The following is a 15,308-nucleotide window of genomic DNA, read 5'->3' as shown; positions in this document are numbered from 1 at the left end:
GGCTAGGTGAGGTCGCCGTGACGGCCGGCGCCGGCGGCGAACCTGGCGGCGCCCGCCGCCGCGCCGGGCAGCGAGACCAGCCCGTGGCGCAGCTCGTTGCGCATGGCCTCCTCCTCGGTGAGGCCGTGCTGTTCCAGCAGCGACATGCGGTCGCCGCGCAGGCACGCCTGCGGGAACGCGGCGATCCGCGCGGCCAGCTCCTCGGCGTGCCGCCGGGCCGTGCCGGTGGGCACCAGGCGGTTGATCAGCCCCATGTCGAGGGCCTCCGGCGCGTGCACGGCGCGGCCGGTGAGTATCAGGTCCATGGCGCGCGAGGCGCCGATGAGCCGGGGCAGCCGGACCGTGCCGCCGTCGATCAGCGGCACGCCCCAGCGGCGGCAGAAGACGCCGAACACCGCGTCCTCCTCGGCCACCCGCAGGTCGCACCAGAGGGCCAGCTCCAGCCCGCCGGCCACGGCGTGCCCGGCGACGGCGGCGATCACCGGCTTGGACAGGCGCATCCTGGTCGGCCCCATCGGGCCGTCGCCGTCCTCGCCGACGTGGTTGTCCAGCGCCTTGAGGTCGGCCCCCGAGCAGAACGTGCCGCCCTCGCCCCACAGCACCGCCACGGCCGCGTCGGAGCGCTCGAAGTCGCCGAACGCGTCCGTGAGCGCGCCGGCGGTCTCCCTGTCGACCGCGTTGCGCGCCGCCGGCCTGCTCAGGACGACGGTCGTGACGGGTCCTTCGCGCTCGACGCGTACGGTCATGCGGCCCTCCTCGGGGAGACCTGGCGAGCGTACTGTCAGGCGAGCGCCCCGGCCAGCAGCTCGTCGAAGTGGTCGGCGGCCGGGGCGTCGACGCCGCGCAGCGGGCCGCGGTCGGCCAGGTGCGCCTCGGCGTACAGGCGGGCGACCAGGGCCTTGCGCCCGTCGTCCAGCCCCCAGGCGGCCTGGTCCTCCAGCAGGGCGGCGGCGTAGACGTCGGCCATGAACTGGGCCAGCGGGTAGAGGCGTTCCTCGGCGAGCGCCGGGTCGAGCCCGTGCCAGGCTTCGACGGCCTTGGACAGGTCGTCGATCCGCGCGTTCACCAGGTCGGAGGTGGCCAGGGCGCGCAGGCGGGCCAGGAAGGGCACGTGGGCCTCCTCGCGCAGCATGGCGCGGCGCACGTCCAGGCACAGGATGTTGTCGCCACCCTCCCAGATCGGGTTGACCTGGGCGTCGCGCAGCAGCCTGGCCACCGGCCACTGCTCGATGTAGCCGTTGCCGCCGTGCACCTCGATCGCGTCGCTCGCCGCCGTCAGGCCGAGCCGGGCGGCGCGCAGCTTGATCAGCGCGGGGCCGAGCCGCAGCCGGGGGCCGACCAGGCCGTCGAACACCATCGCCTGGGCGGCCTCGACCTCGACGATCAGTTCGGCGAGCTTGCGGCGCATCAGCGGCTGGTCGATGAGCGGGCGGCCGAACGCCTCGCGGGAGCGGGCGTAGCAGATCGACTCGACCAGCGCCCGCCTGGCCACGCCGACGCCCATCATGGCGACGCCCAGCCGGGAGGCGTTGGTGAGCTTCATCATCGTCCCGAGCCCGGAGCCGGAGCCCTGGCCGGCCAGCAGGAACGCCTCGGCGCCGGTGAACTCGACCTCGGCCGAGGCGACCGAGCGGGTGCCCAGCTTGTCCTTCAGCCGCCGGATGCGCACGCCGTTGCGCGAGCCGTCGCGCCGCTCCCACAGCGCCAGGAACGGCGCCACCGCGCCGTCGGGCGTGCGGGCGAGCACCACGAACGCCGACCCGTTGGCGTTGGAGGCGAACCATTTGAACCCGGTCAGCCGCCACGCCTCCCCGTCGGGCTCGGCCCACGCCTCCAGGGCGGCCAGGTCGGACCCGCCGGTGCGCTCGGTGAACATCTGAGCGGCCTCGCCGGAGTAGTAGCCGTCGGCGAAGATCTCCCGGACCCGGTCGCGTATGTCCGGGGGCGCGTGCTTCTCGGCCAGCGAGACCACCATGTCCCCGCCGGTGCCGAGCGCGCAGCCCATCCCGATGTCGGCCTGGTCGAGCAGGTACGTCCAGGCCGCCGCCAGCGCGGACGGGTCCGCCCCGTTCGCCCGTGCCTCCTCGGCGAACGACGGCGAGGTGAAGTTGTCCTCCATGAGCGCCGCGCGGGCGGCCTCGAAGGACGGCGGCATGACGACCCGGCTGACGTCCCTGCCCCACTTGTCGTACTTCTCCAGGCGGGGCGGGTTGCGGTCGGTCTCCTCGGCGCACTCGGCGACCAGGCCGCCCATCAGCGCGCCGAGCCGTTCCAGGCGGGGCTCGGCCCAGGCGAAGCCGTCGCCGAGGTGGCGCCGCATGAGCAGGCGCAGCGTGGGGTCGCAGGTCCACCAGTTGCGCCCGGCCGCCCCCTGGTAGCGCTCGGTGGCGTAGCGGTCGCTGTGGTCGAAAGGTTCGATGAGATACCGGCCCATACTCGCGAGTGTTACATATAATCAACACGCGATGGAAGACCGTAACACCTCACTCAGCGCCCGGTCGGCGGTCCTGAGCGCGCTGCTGGGCAGCCATCCGCCCCGGCTGCCCGTCCGGCATCTGGTGCGCATCGGCGCGCTGTTCGGCATCGCCGAGGGCACGGTCCGGGTGGCGCTGTCGCGCATGGTGGCGGCCGGCGACCTGACGCAGCAGGGCGGCCGCTACACGCTGTCCGAACGGCTCGTCGAGCGCCAGGCCCGCCAGGACGAGAGCCGCGACCCGCACACCAAACCGTGGGACGGCACGTGGGAGGTGGCGGTGGTCACCGCCGAGCGGCGCGCCCCGGCCGACCGGGCGGCGTTCCGGCACACGATGTCCGCGCTGCGCATGGGCGAGCTGCGCGAGGGCACCTGGCTGCGTCCGGCGAACCTGGTGCGCGCCTGGCCCGAGACCGTCACCGCGCAGTGCACGCTGATCGACGGCCGCCCGCACGGCGACCCCACCCCGCTGCTGTGGGACCTCGACGGCTGGGCGGCCGAGGCACACCGGCTGGAGCGGGCGCTCGACCGGGCCGACGGGCTGGCCGAGGGCTTCCTGGTCTCGGCCGCCGTGCTGCGCCACCTGCTGGCCGACCCGCTGCTGCCCCCCGAGCTGCTGCCCGCAGGCTGGCCGGGAGCCGCGCTGCGGGCCCGCTACGACGCCTTCGACCACCGCTACCGCGAGGTCCTGCGCGCCCACATGGAGGGCTGATCCCCGCCCCCACCTGGTGCCCCGCCCCGGCCCCGGCTCAGAGTGCGACGGCGAAGACGATGCGCTTGTTCCTGAACTCGGTGACGCTCCACAATTTGCCGCCGCGCACCGTCAGGTCCTCGGGCCCGATCGGGTAGGGCCTGGTCAGCAGCTTGTCACCGCTGTGGACGAGCAGCCTGCCGTTGGTGTTGCCGTCGGCCGCCTGGCTCAGGTACCACTTGCCGCCCCAGGAGACCGCCCCTGGATCTTGGGGTGTCCCATGACGAAGGCGTCCTTGGGCGTGCCGTCGGTCAGGGGCAGGTTCCAGCGGGCGACCCACCCGCCGGGGTCGTTCTCGCGGTACTCGCCCGAGACCAGCGCGGGCGTGGCGCCGCTGCGGTCCACCGACAGGAACGAGAAGTGCGGCCCGCGCCGCGCGAGCTTCCAGCAGTCGGTCTGCGGCAGCAGGTAGCGGTAGCCGAAGGCGTGGAACTTGCCGCCGGAACGCCCGACGCGCGCGGGATCGCCCAGGTCGCTCTGGGCGGTGCGCAGGTCGAGCAGGTTTCCCAGGTCGAACACGCGCAGGCCGTTGTAGGTGTCGGCGACGTAGAGCAGGTCGCCGTGGCAGGCCAGGCCGCCCGCGTGCACGTCGATCGGCTTGTACGTCCCGTCGGGCGCGGCCTCGACCAGCAGCGCGTGCTGGTACTTCAGCGTCCGGGGGCTCAGGAACGACACCCTGATCCCCCGGTCACCCGGCGTCGGCTTGAAGTACCAGCTCACCAGGAGCACCGGCACGCCGATGCTGCCGGACTCCTCGCCGCAGGTCACGCCCTGCGGGTACCAGTCGACGGTGTCCTGGTCCTTGCCGTCGAAGGCGTACCAGTCCGACGGCCTGGGCTGCATCGAGCCCAGCGCCGCCGCGGCGCCCTTGTGGACGGCGGTCCTGTTGGCGTGGGCCAGCAGGGCCTCGACCCCGGTCGCGCCGATCTCCCCGGCCAGCTTCGCCGCCCCCTCGGCCAGGGTCCCCGTGGCCCGCGTTAACGCGTAGGGCGCCTTGTCGGCCGGAACCATCCCCGTCGCCGCCATATCTGCCTCACTTCGTCCGTCTCTCGGAGTAGTTTGACGGACGAGCGGCGGCATTTGTTGGCGTTCAGTCCCACAGATGCACCGGCAGGCCCGACAGAGCCAGCTCCCGGTAGCGCCGCACGAGCCGTTCCCGGTCGCCGCCGAAGCGCGCCAGCGCCTCGCGCTGCCAGACCGCGCCGGTGCGCCGCAGCCGGGTGCGCTGGGCGATGACGTCCAGGGCGGTGTCGGCGTCGTGCGGGGTCACCCCGTTCGCCAGCAGCGCGGCCCGCGCCTCGGGCAGCAGCCTGAGCACCAGGTCGGCGGCCTCGAACTCGCCGTCCAGGCCCGGCCAGGCCAGCTTGGCCTCCAGCCCGTCCTGGGCGGCGCGGTAGAAGTTCTGGTATGCCTCGGCGAACCGGTAGCCGGTCAGGTCCCGCTCGGCCTGCGAGAGCGTCAGCCCCAGCAGGAACGCCGTGTTCGCGGTCATGTCCGCGCACGACGGCCCGGCGGGCAGCGCGCGCATCTCGACCCGCAGGTGCCCGCCGTCGGCCGGGTCGTAGACGGGCCGGTTCCACTGCCAGATCGTGCCCTGGTGCAGCCGCAGCTCGGGCACCTCGTGCGGCTCGGCGCCGTCGGACAGGTCGGGCACGATCGGCTCGTAGTCCTGCACGTACCGCTCGAACAGCTCGTGCGCGCCCTCCCGCACCCAGTCCGAGCCGAACGTGACCCGCCCGTCCCTGCGCCCGCGCCGCTCCACGTCGCGGTCGTCGGCCGCCTCCTCCATCAGCGCGATCCGCGTCTCCGCCCACAGGTCCCTGCCCAGGAAGAACGGCGAGTTGCCGCACGCGGCCAGCACCGGCCCGATGGCGAGCTGGGCGGCGTTGAACAGCCGGGCGAAGCGGTCGGGCGGCGTGCGGATGTGCACCTGCCAGGAGGTGTTGGCGTTCTCCAGGATCACGTCCTCCACCGACAGCTCCAGGTCCTCGATCTTGACGAGGAACGGCTCCAGCCGCAGCCGCCTGATGCCCCTGCTCATGGCCCGGTAGCGGTTCTGGTCGCTCAGCGCGCCGCGGGTGAAGTCCTTCGCGTCCAGCGTGGGCAGGATGCCGATCGGCAGCGCGCCGCCGTCCTCGACGGCGGCGTCCACCTTGGTCACCGTCTCCTGGATCTCGGCCCCCATGCGCTCGAAGGGCGCGCCCGCCAGCGGCGTCGGGGTGAGGTTGACCTCGATGTTGAAGCGGCCCAGTTCGAGCACGACGCGCGGGTCGTCGAGCTGGTCCCGGACCTCGTCGTTGCGCGGCAGCGGCCGTCCTTGCCGGTCGATCAGGAACAGCTCCAGCTCGGCCCCGATCGTGGCCGGCCCCTGCCCGAAGCCGGGGGTTTCGAGCAGCTCGCGAAGCGTGCCGAGTTGCTCCCGGATGCGTTCTCCGAAGCGCGCGTACTCCGCCTCGGAGAACCGCTCCTTGTCCAGATCTCGTCCCATCGCCCCCTTCTGTCCACTACGCAGGTGTCCACACCTCACCAGGCGATCGGTCCGTCATCCTCCAGGTAGGCGCCGGTCGGGCCGTCGGCGTCCAGGGTCGCCAGCCGTACGGCGACGGCCGCCCCCTGCTCGGCGGTGCGGAAGCCGGTGTGCCCGTTGAGGTCGGTGGCGCAGTAGCCGGGGTTGGCGGCGTTCACCTTGATGGAGGTGTCCATCAGCTCCTTGGCGTAGCAGACGGTGATCATGTTGAGCGCGGTCTTGGAGGAGTTGTAGACGGCGAAGTTGAGGCCCCAGAACGGGCTGCCCGGCGTGAGCGCCAGGCTGATCGAGCCCAGCTCGCTGGACATGTTCACGATCCGGCCCGCCGGCGACCTGCGCAGCAGCGGCAGCATGGCGTTGGTCACGGTGACCACGCCGAACACGTTCGTCTCGTAGACGTCCCTGAACGCCTGCGCGCCGGCGGCGCTCGGGACGCCCCCGTCCAGGCCGCCGGCGATCCCGGCGTTGTTGACCAGGATGTCGAGCGAGCCGTACTCGGCCTCGATCCACTTGGCGGCGGCGGCCACGCTCGCCTCGTCGGTCACGTCGATCCGCACGTACGGCAGGCCCAGCCGACCGGCGGCGGCCCGCCCGCGCTCTTCGTCGCGGGCTCCCACGATCGCGGTGATCCCCCGCTCCGACAGCAGCCGCGCGACCTCGTGGCCGATTCCCTTGTTCGCGCCCGTGATGAGGGCAGTCGTCGTCATGGCCTAACGTTCTCCCAGGTCGGAAGGGGTGTGGGAGAGACCCGCGGAAGCTGGGATCAGCGGTACCACCTTCGCGAGCCCGCTCACCTGCCCTCAGGACGGAGGATGGAGGCATGAACCGCGACGAACTGGCCGCATTCCTGCGCAGCAGGCGCGCCCGCGTCACCCCGTCCGACGTGGGGCTGCCGGGCGGCGACCGCCGCCGCACGCCGGGCCTGCGCCGGCAGGAGGTGGCCCAGCTCGCCGGGATGTCGATCGACTACTACATCCGGCTGGAGCAGGGCAGGGGCCCGCACCCGTCGCGCCAGGTGCTCGGCGCGCTGTGCCGGGCGCTCATGCTGGACCAGGACGAGCGCGCCCACCTGTTCCGGCTGGCCGGCCAGCTGCTGGAGGCCCCCCGCATCAGGGAGGACGTGCCCGCGGGCATCCTGCACCTGCTCGCCTTCCTGGAGGACGTCCCCGCCTACGTCCTGGACGCCCGCTACGACCTGCGCGCCTGGAACCCGCTCGCCGCCATGCTCATGGGCGACCTGGACTCCCTGCCTCCCGACCGGCGCAACGTGATCCGCTGGGTGTTCATGTCGCCCGGCATCGCCGAGCACCTGTCCGACGAGGAGAAGGGCCGCTTCGCCCGCGCCTCGGTCGCCGACCTGCGCGTGGCCGCCGGGCGCTACCCCGACGACCGGGCGCTCCAGGCGCTGGTGGCCGAGATGCTGGCGCTCAGCCCCGAGTTCGCCGAACTGTGGGCCGGGCACGAGGTCGAGGTGCGCAGGGAGCAGCGCAAGCAGGTCACCCATCCGCTCGTCGGCACGATCGACGCCATCTGCCAGGTGCTGCCATGGCCCGACCGCGACGACCTCCGGCTGGTGCTCTACACCACCGAACCCGGCTCGCCCTCCCACCGGGCCTTGCGCGACCTGCGGCGACTCACTCTAAGCTCATGAGATGCGAGCGGTTGCCTTTGACGTCTTCGGCGGGGAACTCGACCTGCGCGAGCTGCCCGATCCCACCCCCGCGCCCGGCGGGGCGGTGATCAGGGTCGAGGCGACCGGTCTGTGCCGCTCCGACTGGCACGGCTGGCAGGGACACGACCCCGACATCACGGTCTTCCCCCACGTGCCCGGCCACGAGCTGGCGGGCGTGATCGAGGCCGTGGGCCCCGACGTGCGCGGCTGGCTGCCGGGGGCTCGGGTCACCGTGCCGTTCGTCTGCGCCTGCGGCACCTGCGCGGCCTGCGCGACGGGCGAGCAGCAGGTGTGCGAGCGGCAGACCCAGCCGGGCTTCACCCACTGGGGCTCCTTCGCCGAGTACGTCGCCGTCGACCACGCCGACGTCAACCTCGTGCCGATCCCCGAGGAGATGGCCTACGCCACCGCCGCCGGGCTCGGCTGCCGCTTCGCCACCGCCTTCCGGGCGGTCGTCCAGGTGGGCGAGGTGCGTCCGGGCGAGTGGGTGGCGGTGCACGGTTGCGGCGGCGTCGGGCTGTCGGCCGTGATGATCGCGGCGGCGTCCGGGGCGCGGGTGGTGGCGGTGGACATCAGCACCGACGCGCTGCAACTGGCCGAGCTGGCCGGGGCCACGCACTTCGTCAACGGCTCGGCGGGTGACACGGCGGCCCAGGTCAGGGAGCTGACCAGGGGCGGCGCGCACGTCTCGCTCGACGCGCTGGGCAGCCCGCGCACGTGCGCGGCCTCGGTCGAGAGCCTGCGCAGGCGGGGGCGGCACGTCCAGGTCGGCCTGCTGCCGGGCGGGCCGACGCCGGTGCCGATGGACCGCGTGATCGGCCACGAGCTGCGGCTGCTGGGCAGCCACGGCATGGCCGCGCACGCCTACCCGCCCATGCTGGAGCTGATCAGGGCCGGGATCCTGCACCCCGACCAGCTCGTCACCCGGACGATCGGCCTGGCCGACGCGGGCAAGGCGCTGGCCTCGATCGGCTCGGTCCCGGGCGTGACGATGATCGTGCCCGGCGGCTGACCGCCGGGCCGGGCTCACTCCTCCAGTTGCACGCCGAGCGCCCTGAGCACCAGCGCCAGCATGGAGTAGTGGGCGACGAGGACGACCAGCTCGATCCTGCGCACCTCGTCGTAGCGGTCGCACAGGGCAGCCCAGGTGGCGTCGGTGAGGTCGCCCGCGTAGTGGAGGTCGTCGGCCACCTGTAGCACCAGGCGGTCCTCGACCGGCCAGAGGGCGTCGAGCTGGCGGACCGACTCGATCTCCACGTCCGTCAGGCCCGCCTCGCGGGCGATGCGGGCGTGATGGGTCCACTCGTACGCGCTGCGGCTGTGGAAGGCGGTGCGCAGGATGGCCAGCTCGCGGTCGCGGGCCGGCAGCGTGCCGTTCAGCAGGGCGCCGCCGAAGCGCAGCCAGCCCTCGTAGACCGCGGGGTGCCGGCCCAGCGTCGTGAACACGTTCTGGGGGTTCGCCTGCTGAAAGTCGTCCCATTCCGCGGGAGGCAGGGGCTTCACTCGAGGCTTCATGGCTTGACCATTCCCCAAATGAGCGCCCTCTTGTGCGGGGGACGGCTTTACCCTCACTTAGGGGGACTTTCCACAGTGCGGGCAATAGGTCAGGATTAAGACGCCCGCAGGACGTTGCAAGCCTGGTCGACCGCAAGGATCCCATGGTGATTCGAACGTTGCTCGCTGAGGACATGCACCTGGTACGAGGGGCGCTTGTGGCGCTGCTGGCCTACGAGGAGGACATCGAGGTCGTCGCCGAGGTCGAGCGGGGCGACCACATCCTGGCCGCCGCCCAGTCGTGCCGTCCGGACGTGGCGGTGCTCGACATCGCCCTGCCGGGCATGGACGGGCTCGCCGCCGCCCGCGAACTGCACGACAAGCTGCCCGGCTGCGGCGTGCTGATCCTGACCGGCGTCGGCACCCCCGGGCTGCTGAAGCAGGCGCTGGAGGTGCACGTACGGGGGTTCATGGCCAAGGACGCGCCGCCGGAGCGGCTGGCCGACGCCATCCGCAGGGTCGCCGACGGCGAGCGGGTCATCGACTCGGAGCTGGCCATCGCCGCCATGCGCCCCGAGGAGCCGCCGCTCACCCCCCGCGAGCTGGACGTGATCGGCGCGGCGGCCGACGGCGCCTCCATCGGGGAGATCGCCGCCTCGCTGTTCCTGGCCGAGGGAACGGTCCGGAACTACCTGTGCCGGACGACGGCCAAGCTGGGCGCGCGCAGCCGCATCGACGCCATCCGCATCGCCCGCGAGTCCGGCTGGATCTGACCCCCTGCCGCCTCCCCTCAGCCGCCCGCCGCCCGGTCAGGGCCGGGTGTGGGCGGCCAGGAAGGCCAGGACGTCGGCGGCGAGCGCGATGGACCGGCTGACGGCGCGGGCACCGTGGCCGACGTCGCGCTCGTGGCGCAGCAGGACGGGACGGGAGCCGTCACCGGCCCACTGCATGGCCGCGCACATCTTGCGGGCGTGCATCGGGTCCACGCGGGTGTCGGCGGCCGAGACCGTGAACAGCGTCGCCGGATAATCCGCGTCCCGGCGGACGTGGTGGTAGGGCGAGTAGGCCAGCAACCAGGCCAGGTGGTCGGGGTCGCAGGGGTCGCCGTACTCGCCGGTCCAGGACGGGCCGAGGCCGCTGCGGTGGTAGCGGGCCATGTCCAGCAGGCCGGCCGAGCAGACAGCGGCGGCGAACAGGTCGGGGCGCTGGGTGACGGCCGCGCCGACGAGCAGGCCGCCGTTCGACTCGCCCCAGATGCCGAGCTGCTCCGGGGTCGTCCAGCCGTCGGCGACCAGCTTCTCGGCCGCGGCGACGAAGTCGTCGAAGACGTTCTGCTTGCGTTCCAGCATGCCGTCCCGGTGCCATGACTCGCCCTCCTCGCCGCCGCCGCGCAGGTTCGCGATGGCCAGCACGCCGCCCGACTCCACCCAGGCCAGCGAGTCGGCCGCGTAGCCGGGCATGAGGGGGATGCCGAAGCCGCCGTACCCGTTGAGTACCGCCGGGCGGGGGCCCGACCCTGAGGAGAGCGCGACCACGACCATGCGCACGCGGGTGCCGTCGGCGGAGGTGTACTCGACGTGGTGGCTCTTCACGTCGGGCAGCGCGACGCGGCCGGGCGGGGCGGCCCACAGGGTGCTGGCGCCGGTCCGGGCGTCGTAGCGCCAGATCTCGGCGGGGGTGACGGCGTCGGTGTAGGTGAACCAGGCCTCGTGGCCGCCCTCGGGGCGGGAGGTGAGCGAGGCGATCGAGCCGCTGCCGGGCAGGGGCACCTCGCCCAGCCGCTCGCCCGTCCTGGCGTCGTGCACGGCGATCTCGCCGACCGCGTGACGGGTCCTGGAGACCAGCAGGCGGTCGCCGTCCAGCAGGGTGAACGCGCCGAGCACCGCCCGGGGGTCCTCGGGGACCAGCTCGCGCCACACCTCCGGCTCGGCCGGGTCGGCCACGCACAGCCGGCGCCGGGGGGCGTTGCGGTCGGTGAGCAGGTACAGGCGGCCGTCGGGGGCCACCGCGCCCGCCGTGCGCACGTGCGTCCCCTCCTGTACGGCCCGCAGCTCCGGCCGCTCGGGGTCGCCCGCGGCCAGGTCCGCCAGCCAGAGCGAGTTGCCGACCGTGCCGCCCGCCGAGATCGTCAGCCAGCGGCCGTCCGCGCTGATCTGCACGCCGTACGAGACCGGCCCGCCGGTCAGGACGGGGACGTCGTCGGGGACGCCGAGCCGGTGCAGGTGCACGCCCTCGTGGAAGCGCACGTAGTAGAAGCCCTCGCCGCCGGGCAGCCAGGCGACCGGCGAGTACCGGCAGCCGCCGATGGGGCCGTCCACGAGCTTGCCGGTGTCGACCTCCTCGACGTACAGGTCGGCCTTCTCGTCGCCGCTGCGCGAGATCTGGTAGGCGACCAGACGGCCCGACGGATCGGGTTGCCAGTCGTCCAGGGTGGTCAGGCCGGTGGGGTCGCGGTCGGCCGGGTTCAGGAAGGGCCGGTCGTCGCAGTAGAGGACCGGGTGCTCCTGGCAGCCGGTCTGCCGCAGGTGGAAGCACCGGCCGCCGCGCCACACGGGCGGGGTGACCAGGCCCGTGACGCTCAGCTCGGTGAGCCGGGCCAGGAAGCGCTCGCGGTCCGGCAGGCGCGCGGCGGCCTCCCGCCACAGCCGGTCCTGCCCGGCCAGCCACTCCTCGGTACGGGGGTCGAGGGGGTCCTCCAGCCAGCGGTACGGGTCGGGGACGTCGTGCCCGCCGAGGCGGTCGGTGACCGGTTGACGTTCGGCGGGCGGGTACTCGTCTGCAAGTGTCATGACACGGGCTCCGGTTGCCAGTGGCCGGCCAGGTCGGCGTACAGGGGCGAGACCCGGATCAGCTCGTCGTGCGTGCCGATCGTGATCCGGGGACCGTCCATGAGCAGGACGCGGCGGGCGCGCAGCGCGGAGGTGAGGCGGTGCGCGACCACGATGAGCGTGCCGCCCCTGGCCGCGAAGGCGTTCTCGGCCAGGGCTTCGGCGGCGGGGTCCAGGTGACAGGTGGCCTCGTCCAGGATGACCAGCGGGGCCTCGGTCAGGTGGGCGCGGACGAGGGCGATGAGCTGCCGCTGCCCGGCCGACAGCGCCGCCGGGTCCAGCGTGGCGTCGTACCCGCCCAGGCTCTCGACCAGCTCTCCGGCGCCCAGGGCGGCCACGGAGCCGTCCAGGCCGCCGGACCCGGGCACGAGATAGGCGAGGTTGTCGCGCAGCGTGCCGCGGAAGACGTACGCCTCCTGCGGGATCAGCACGCGGGCGGCGGGGTCGGCCCGGCCGGCGGGGACGCCGCCGATCAGCACCTCCCCCTCGCCGGGCGGCAGGATGCCGCTGAGCAGGGCGGCCAGCGTGGACTTGCCCGCGCCGCTCGGCCCGACGACGGCCAGGTGCTCGCCCTCGGGGACGGCGAGGTCGAGGCGGTCCAGGACGGGCGCGGAGTGCGGCCCGTAGGAGAAGGTGACCGACCGGAGCGCGACGTCGGCGCCGGCCGGGCGGACCCTGGGCGGGGCGGGCGGCGGGGGCGGCGCGGCGGCGGCGATGCGGCGCAGCGTGGCCACGAGCCGCACGCCGCTCACCCCGAGCCCCTGGACGAGCCCGCCGAGCGCGGGTGCCAGCGACTGGGTGACGTAGGCGAGCGCGCCGACGATCACGCCCGGCCCGGCGCCGCCGTCGAGCAGCCACGGCGTGCCGGCGAGCAGCAGGACGACGGGCAGCCAGCCGCCGACGGCCAGCGCGGCGGTGCGCACCGAGGTCACCCTGGCCAGCGCGCGGGCGGCGTCGCGCTGCGCGCCGACCTGGCGGGCCAGCCGCTCGTCCTCGCGGTCGGCCAGGCCGCACGCCTCGATGTCGCGCAGCCCGGTGACCGTCGCGGTCATCGACCGGGCCAGCTCCTCGTCGGCCAGCAGGAACGCGCGCTGCCGCCGGGCCAGCGCGGGCAGCGAGGCCAGGAAGAACGCCAGCCCGGCCGCGAACGGCGGCAGCACCAGCACGAGCGTGCCCGGCGCCAGCGTCAGCAGCCCCAGCACCACGCTGGCCAGCGTGAACGCGAACCCTCTGACCGTGGTGACGACGGCGGCGAAGGCGTCCCTGGCCAGCTCGACCTGGAGCCCGGCCCGTGCCGTGGCCGCGCTGTCGGGCCGCTCGGCGAGCGGGCGGCGCAGCGCTCCCTGCACCACCCGCGTCAGGAGGTCGTCGCGGAACGGCTCGGCCACGGCGGCCACGGCCAGCACCACCTGGCGGGCGCCGACGGCGGAGACCAGCCACGCCAGCCCGAGCGCCGCCAGCCAAGCCAGGCCGGTCAGCGGCCTGGCGCGGGCGAAGCCGTCCTCGATGGCGCGGGCGACCGCGTGCCCGACGAGGAACGCGGGCGCCGCCTCCAGCACCGACCACAGCAGGATCGCGACCAGCCGCCGGGGCTCACGGACGAGCGCCCGCCAGAACCCGGCGGGGGCGCCGGGGATCGAGGGGCCGTCGGAGACCGAGGGGCCGTCAGGGGCCGCGGGAACGTCCGGGGCCGGGGTCATGGGGGGCCCTCCTGGAAGACGGCGCGGTAGGCGGGGTCGCGCCACAGGGCGTCGTGGGGGCCGGCGGCGCGCACCCGGCCCTCGTCGAGCCAGACGACCTGGTCGGCGCGGGCGGCGGTGGCCAGGCGGTGGGCGGTGATCAGGCGGGTGCGACCCCGGGGATCACCGGTGAGCGCCCGGCTGACCTCGCGTTCGGTGACGGTGTCCAGGCTGGAGGTGGCGTCGTCGAGCACCAGCACCCGGTCCCCCCGCGCGAACGCCCTGGCCAGGCCGAGCCGCTGCCGCTCGCCGCCGGACATGGGGGTCTCGGCCAGCGGCGTGTCGTAACCGGCGGGCAGGCGGCGGACGAACCCGTCGGCGCGGGCCGCCACGGCGGCCTCCCGTCCGGCCTGGGAGCCGGGGACGGCGCCGATCGCCTCGCCGACGGTGTCGCCGACCAGGACCGGGCGCTCGAAGGCGTAGCCGATGGCCGATCGCAGGCCGTCGCGGGTCAGCTCGCGCAGCGGGACGCCGTCGAGCAGCACGTCCCCGCGTTCGGGGTCGGTCAGCCGGCCGGCGAGCGCGGCCAGCAGGGACTTGCCGGAGCCCGACCGTCCCACCACGGCGGTGACCGTGCCGCCGGGGATCGTCAGGTCGCCCACGGTGAGGCCGTTCGCGGCGACGTCCCGGAACTCGACCGTGCCGGGGCCGGACGGGAGCGGGCGCGTGCCGTAGGAGACCGGCGGCAGGGCGAGGACGTCGGCCACCCGGGCGGCGGCGGCCCGCGCCCTGGCCAGGCCGCCGATGTAGCCGAGCGAGGTGCTGAGCGCGGCGCCGAGCGCGGCGTAGCGGGCGGCGGCGTACAGGTCGCCGACGGTGAGCCGCCCGGCGGCCAGCATGAGCCCGCCGGCGGCCAGCACGGCGACCTCCAGCAGCGGGATCATGAGCCCAGACCGGACCCCGGCGGCGGCGTTCGCGCGCCACAGGGCCATGCCGTGCGCGCGCAGCCGGGGCAGGGGCGCGAGCACCCGCCGGGCCTCCTGGCCCGCGGTCCCGGCGGCGGCGATGGTGCGGGCGCCGTCGAGCGCGTCCACGAGGCGGGCCGCGATCTCGCCCTGGACCTCCTGGTAGCCGCCGGAGATGACGGTCGTGGCGCGCAGGAAGGCCCGCAGGACGAACACGATGAGGACGATGCCGGCCCCGAGCGTGAGGGTCAGCAGCGGATGGATGAGGGTGAGCGCGACCAGGGCGCCGGCGGTCGGTACCAGCAGGGCCAGGGCGCCGGTGACCGTCTCGGGGGCCCGTCCGGCCTCCTCGGCGTTCAGCCCGGCCCGGGTGACGAGGTCGCCCTCGGGGAAGCGTCGGGTGGCGGCCCGGCCGACGCCGAGCACGTGCCGCAGCACGCCGAGCCGCAGCCGGGCGGCCGCGTACGCGCTGCTCGCCCCTCTGGCCCAGCCGCCGAGGCTCTCGCAGAGCACCACCACGGCGACCACGCCCGCGCACAGCACCAGAGCGGTGGCGGCGCCGGAGGAGCGGGCGAGGAGCAGGTCGAGCGTGCGGCCGACGAGGAACGGGACGGCCAGCTCACCGGCCGCGCCGGCGACGGCGGTGACCGCCAGCACGGCGGGCCACGGGCCGCAGCGCCGTACGGCGTCCGCCACCAGGCGGTCTCCCGGTCCCACCTGCCGGCCTCCTTCGGACTCGGGAGGTCCCCGCGCCACCACGAAACGGCGCGGGGACCCTGTCAGCTATCAGTGGCAAAGAGCGACACTGAGGTTGCTCGGGTGGCCCGAGTGACACGTGAGAGCAGTGAGCGAGCTGCCGCCGCTGGCCACGTCGCTGGCCGCGGGAGCCTCCAGACCCTGCAGGTCGAGAAGAACCATG

The 15,308-nt window shown here is 74.4% G+C and carries 14 protein-coding genes; 4 read left to right on the top strand and 10 right to left on the bottom strand.

What is annotated here, in order from left to right; translation table 11 throughout:
• Positions 1-2: 2 nt before the first annotated feature.
• Together ACIA8R_RS06935 and ACIA8R_RS06930 are read right to left on the bottom strand one after the other, a co-directional pair.
• Complete coding sequence (locus tag ACIA8R_RS06935) at positions 3-746, bottom strand: crotonase/enoyl-CoA hydratase family protein (RefSeq protein WP_397037020.1); 744 nt, start codon at positions 744-746, stop codon at positions 3-5.
• A 35-nt stretch (positions 747-781) separates the two neighbouring features.
• Positions 782-2,434 (bottom strand): acyl-CoA dehydrogenase family protein, encoded by a 1,653-nt coding sequence (locus tag ACIA8R_RS06930; protein WP_364097749.1) that lies wholly within the window; start codon positions 2,432-2,434, stop codon positions 782-784.
• A 31-nt stretch (positions 2,435-2,465) separates the two neighbouring features.
• Between ACIA8R_RS06930 and ACIA8R_RS06925 the strand changes: the two genes are divergently transcribed.
• A complete protein-coding gene (locus ACIA8R_RS06925; RefSeq protein ID WP_397037018.1) occupies positions 2,466-3,185 on the top strand; it encodes a PaaX family transcriptional regulator C-terminal domain-containing protein in 720 nt (239 codons plus the stop codon).
• A 207-nt stretch (positions 3,186-3,392) separates the two neighbouring features.
• Here the strand turns inward: ACIA8R_RS06925 and ACIA8R_RS06920 are convergent, their stop codons facing one another.
• The 3 genes from ACIA8R_RS06920 to ACIA8R_RS06910 all read right to left on the bottom strand — a co-directional run bounded on the left by ACIA8R_RS06920 (position 3,393) and on the right by ACIA8R_RS06910 (position 6,458).
• On the bottom strand, positions 3,393-4,250 hold the full coding sequence (locus ACIA8R_RS06920; protein WP_397037016.1) for a hypothetical protein: 858 nt from the start codon (positions 4,248-4,250) through the stop codon (positions 3,393-3,395).
• Between the two features lie 64 nt (positions 4,251-4,314).
• Positions 4,315-5,712: a glutamate--cysteine ligase gene (locus tag ACIA8R_RS06915; protein ID WP_397037014.1), complete on the bottom strand. Its 1,398-nt coding sequence runs from the start codon at positions 5,710-5,712 to the stop codon at positions 4,315-4,317.
• A gap of 35 nt (positions 5,713-5,747) precedes the next feature.
• On the bottom strand, positions 5,748-6,458 hold the full coding sequence (locus tag ACIA8R_RS06910) for an SDR family oxidoreductase (RefSeq protein WP_397037012.1): 711 nt from the start codon (positions 6,456-6,458) through the stop codon (positions 5,748-5,750).
• Between the two features lie 113 nt (positions 6,459-6,571).
• On the opposite strand from ACIA8R_RS06910, the gene ACIA8R_RS06905 reads away from it, so the two are divergent.
• Positions 6,572-7,402, top strand: coding sequence for a helix-turn-helix transcriptional regulator (locus ACIA8R_RS06905; protein ID WP_397037010.1), 831 nt, complete (start codon positions 6,572-6,574; stop codon positions 7,400-7,402).
• A gap of 1 nt (position 7,403) precedes the next feature.
• The gene (locus ACIA8R_RS06900) at positions 7,404-8,435 is read left to right on the top strand and encodes a zinc-dependent alcohol dehydrogenase family protein (protein WP_357701014.1); all 1,032 of its coding nucleotides are present in this window, start codon (positions 7,404-7,406) and stop codon (positions 8,433-8,435) included.
• Positions 8,436-8,449: 14 nt separating this feature from the next.
• Here ACIA8R_RS06900 and ACIA8R_RS06895 read toward each other — a convergent pair whose 3' ends face one another.
• A complete protein-coding gene (locus ACIA8R_RS06895) occupies positions 8,450-8,938 on the bottom strand; it encodes a carboxymuconolactone decarboxylase family protein (protein WP_357701016.1) in 489 nt (162 codons plus the stop codon).
• 143 nt (positions 8,939-9,081) lie between these two features.
• Here ACIA8R_RS06895 and ACIA8R_RS06890 point away from each other — a divergent pair, with 143 nt between their 5' ends.
• On the top strand, positions 9,082-9,690 hold the full coding sequence (locus tag ACIA8R_RS06890; protein ID WP_357701018.1) for a response regulator transcription factor: 609 nt from the start codon (positions 9,082-9,084) through the stop codon (positions 9,688-9,690).
• A 36-nt stretch (positions 9,691-9,726) separates the two neighbouring features.
• Here ACIA8R_RS06890 and ACIA8R_RS06885 read toward each other — a convergent pair whose 3' ends face one another.
• The 4 genes from ACIA8R_RS06885 to ACIA8R_RS06870 form a co-directional block, all read right to left on the bottom strand.
• On the bottom strand, positions 9,727-11,706 hold the full coding sequence (locus tag ACIA8R_RS06885; protein WP_397037007.1) for a prolyl oligopeptidase family protein: 1,980 nt from the start codon (positions 11,704-11,706) through the stop codon (positions 9,727-9,729).
• Positions 11,703-13,445: an ATP-binding cassette domain-containing protein gene (locus ACIA8R_RS06880; RefSeq protein WP_397037005.1), complete on the bottom strand. Its 1,743-nt coding sequence runs from the start codon at positions 13,443-13,445 to the stop codon at positions 11,703-11,705. The genes ACIA8R_RS06885 and ACIA8R_RS06880 overlap by 4 nt, the downstream gene beginning before the upstream one ends.
• Complete coding sequence (locus ACIA8R_RS06875; protein WP_364097779.1) at positions 13,442-15,106, bottom strand: ABC transporter ATP-binding protein; 1,665 nt, start codon at positions 15,104-15,106, stop codon at positions 13,442-13,444. The genes ACIA8R_RS06880 and ACIA8R_RS06875 overlap by 4 nt, the downstream gene beginning before the upstream one ends.
• A 69-nt stretch (positions 15,107-15,175) precedes the next feature.
• Positions 15,176-15,307 carry a SapB/AmfS family lanthipeptide gene (locus ACIA8R_RS06870; RefSeq protein ID WP_352327332.1) on the bottom strand — a complete coding sequence of 44 codons (132 nt, stop codon included), beginning with the start codon at positions 15,305-15,307 and terminating at the stop codon, positions 15,176-15,178.
• Position 15,308 lies beyond the last annotated feature (1 nt).

This window comes from Nonomuraea sp. NPDC051191, assembly GCF_044455665.1.
GTDB lineage: Bacteria > Actinomycetota > Actinomycetes > Streptosporangiales > Streptosporangiaceae > Nonomuraea.
Note: the sequence above shows the minus strand (reverse complement) of the source record. Positions and strands in the feature narration are given on the sequence as shown.

Bases quoted from the DNA above. Each gene is read 5' to 3' on its own strand.
- ACIA8R_RS06880 (WP_397037005.1), bottom strand. From the start codon at position 13,445: ATGACCCCGGCCCCGGACGTTCCCGCGGCCCCTGACGGCCCCTCGGTC.
- ACIA8R_RS06915 (WP_397037014.1), bottom strand. From the start codon at position 5,712: ATGGGACGAGATCTGGACAAGGAGCGGTTCTCCGAGGCGGAGTACGCG.
- ACIA8R_RS06920 (WP_397037016.1), bottom strand. From the start codon at position 4,250: ATGGCGGCGACGGGGATGGTTCCGGCCGACAAGGCGCCCTACGCGTTA.
- ACIA8R_RS06930 (WP_364097749.1), bottom strand. From the start codon at position 2,434: ATGGGCCGGTATCTCATCGAACCTTTCGACCACAGCGACCGCTACGCC.
- ACIA8R_RS06885 (WP_397037007.1), bottom strand. From the start codon at position 11,706: ATGACACTTGCAGACGAGTACCCGCCCGCCGAACGTCAACCGGTCACC.
- ACIA8R_RS06890 (WP_357701018.1), top strand. From the start codon at position 9,082: ATGGTGATTCGAACGTTGCTCGCTGAGGACATGCACCTGGTACGAGGG.
- ACIA8R_RS06905 (WP_397037010.1), top strand. From the start codon at position 6,572: ATGAACCGCGACGAACTGGCCGCATTCCTGCGCAGCAGGCGCGCCCGC.
- ACIA8R_RS06870 (WP_352327332.1), bottom strand. From the start codon at position 15,307: ATGGTTCTTCTCGACCTGCAGGGTCTGGAGGCTCCCGCGGCCAGCGAC.
- ACIA8R_RS06910 (WP_397037012.1), bottom strand. From the start codon at position 6,458: ATGACGACGACTGCCCTCATCACGGGCGCGAACAAGGGAATCGGCCAC.
- ACIA8R_RS06935 (WP_397037020.1), bottom strand. From the start codon at position 746: ATGACCGTACGCGTCGAGCGCGAAGGACCCGTCACGACCGTCGTCCTG.
- ACIA8R_RS06900 (WP_357701014.1), top strand. From the start codon at position 7,404: ATGCGAGCGGTTGCCTTTGACGTCTTCGGCGGGGAACTCGACCTGCGC.
- ACIA8R_RS06895 (WP_357701016.1), bottom strand. From the start codon at position 8,938: ATGAAGCCTCGAGTGAAGCCCCTGCCTCCCGCGGAATGGGACGACTTT.
- ACIA8R_RS06925 (WP_397037018.1), top strand. From the start codon at position 2,466: ATGGAAGACCGTAACACCTCACTCAGCGCCCGGTCGGCGGTCCTGAGC.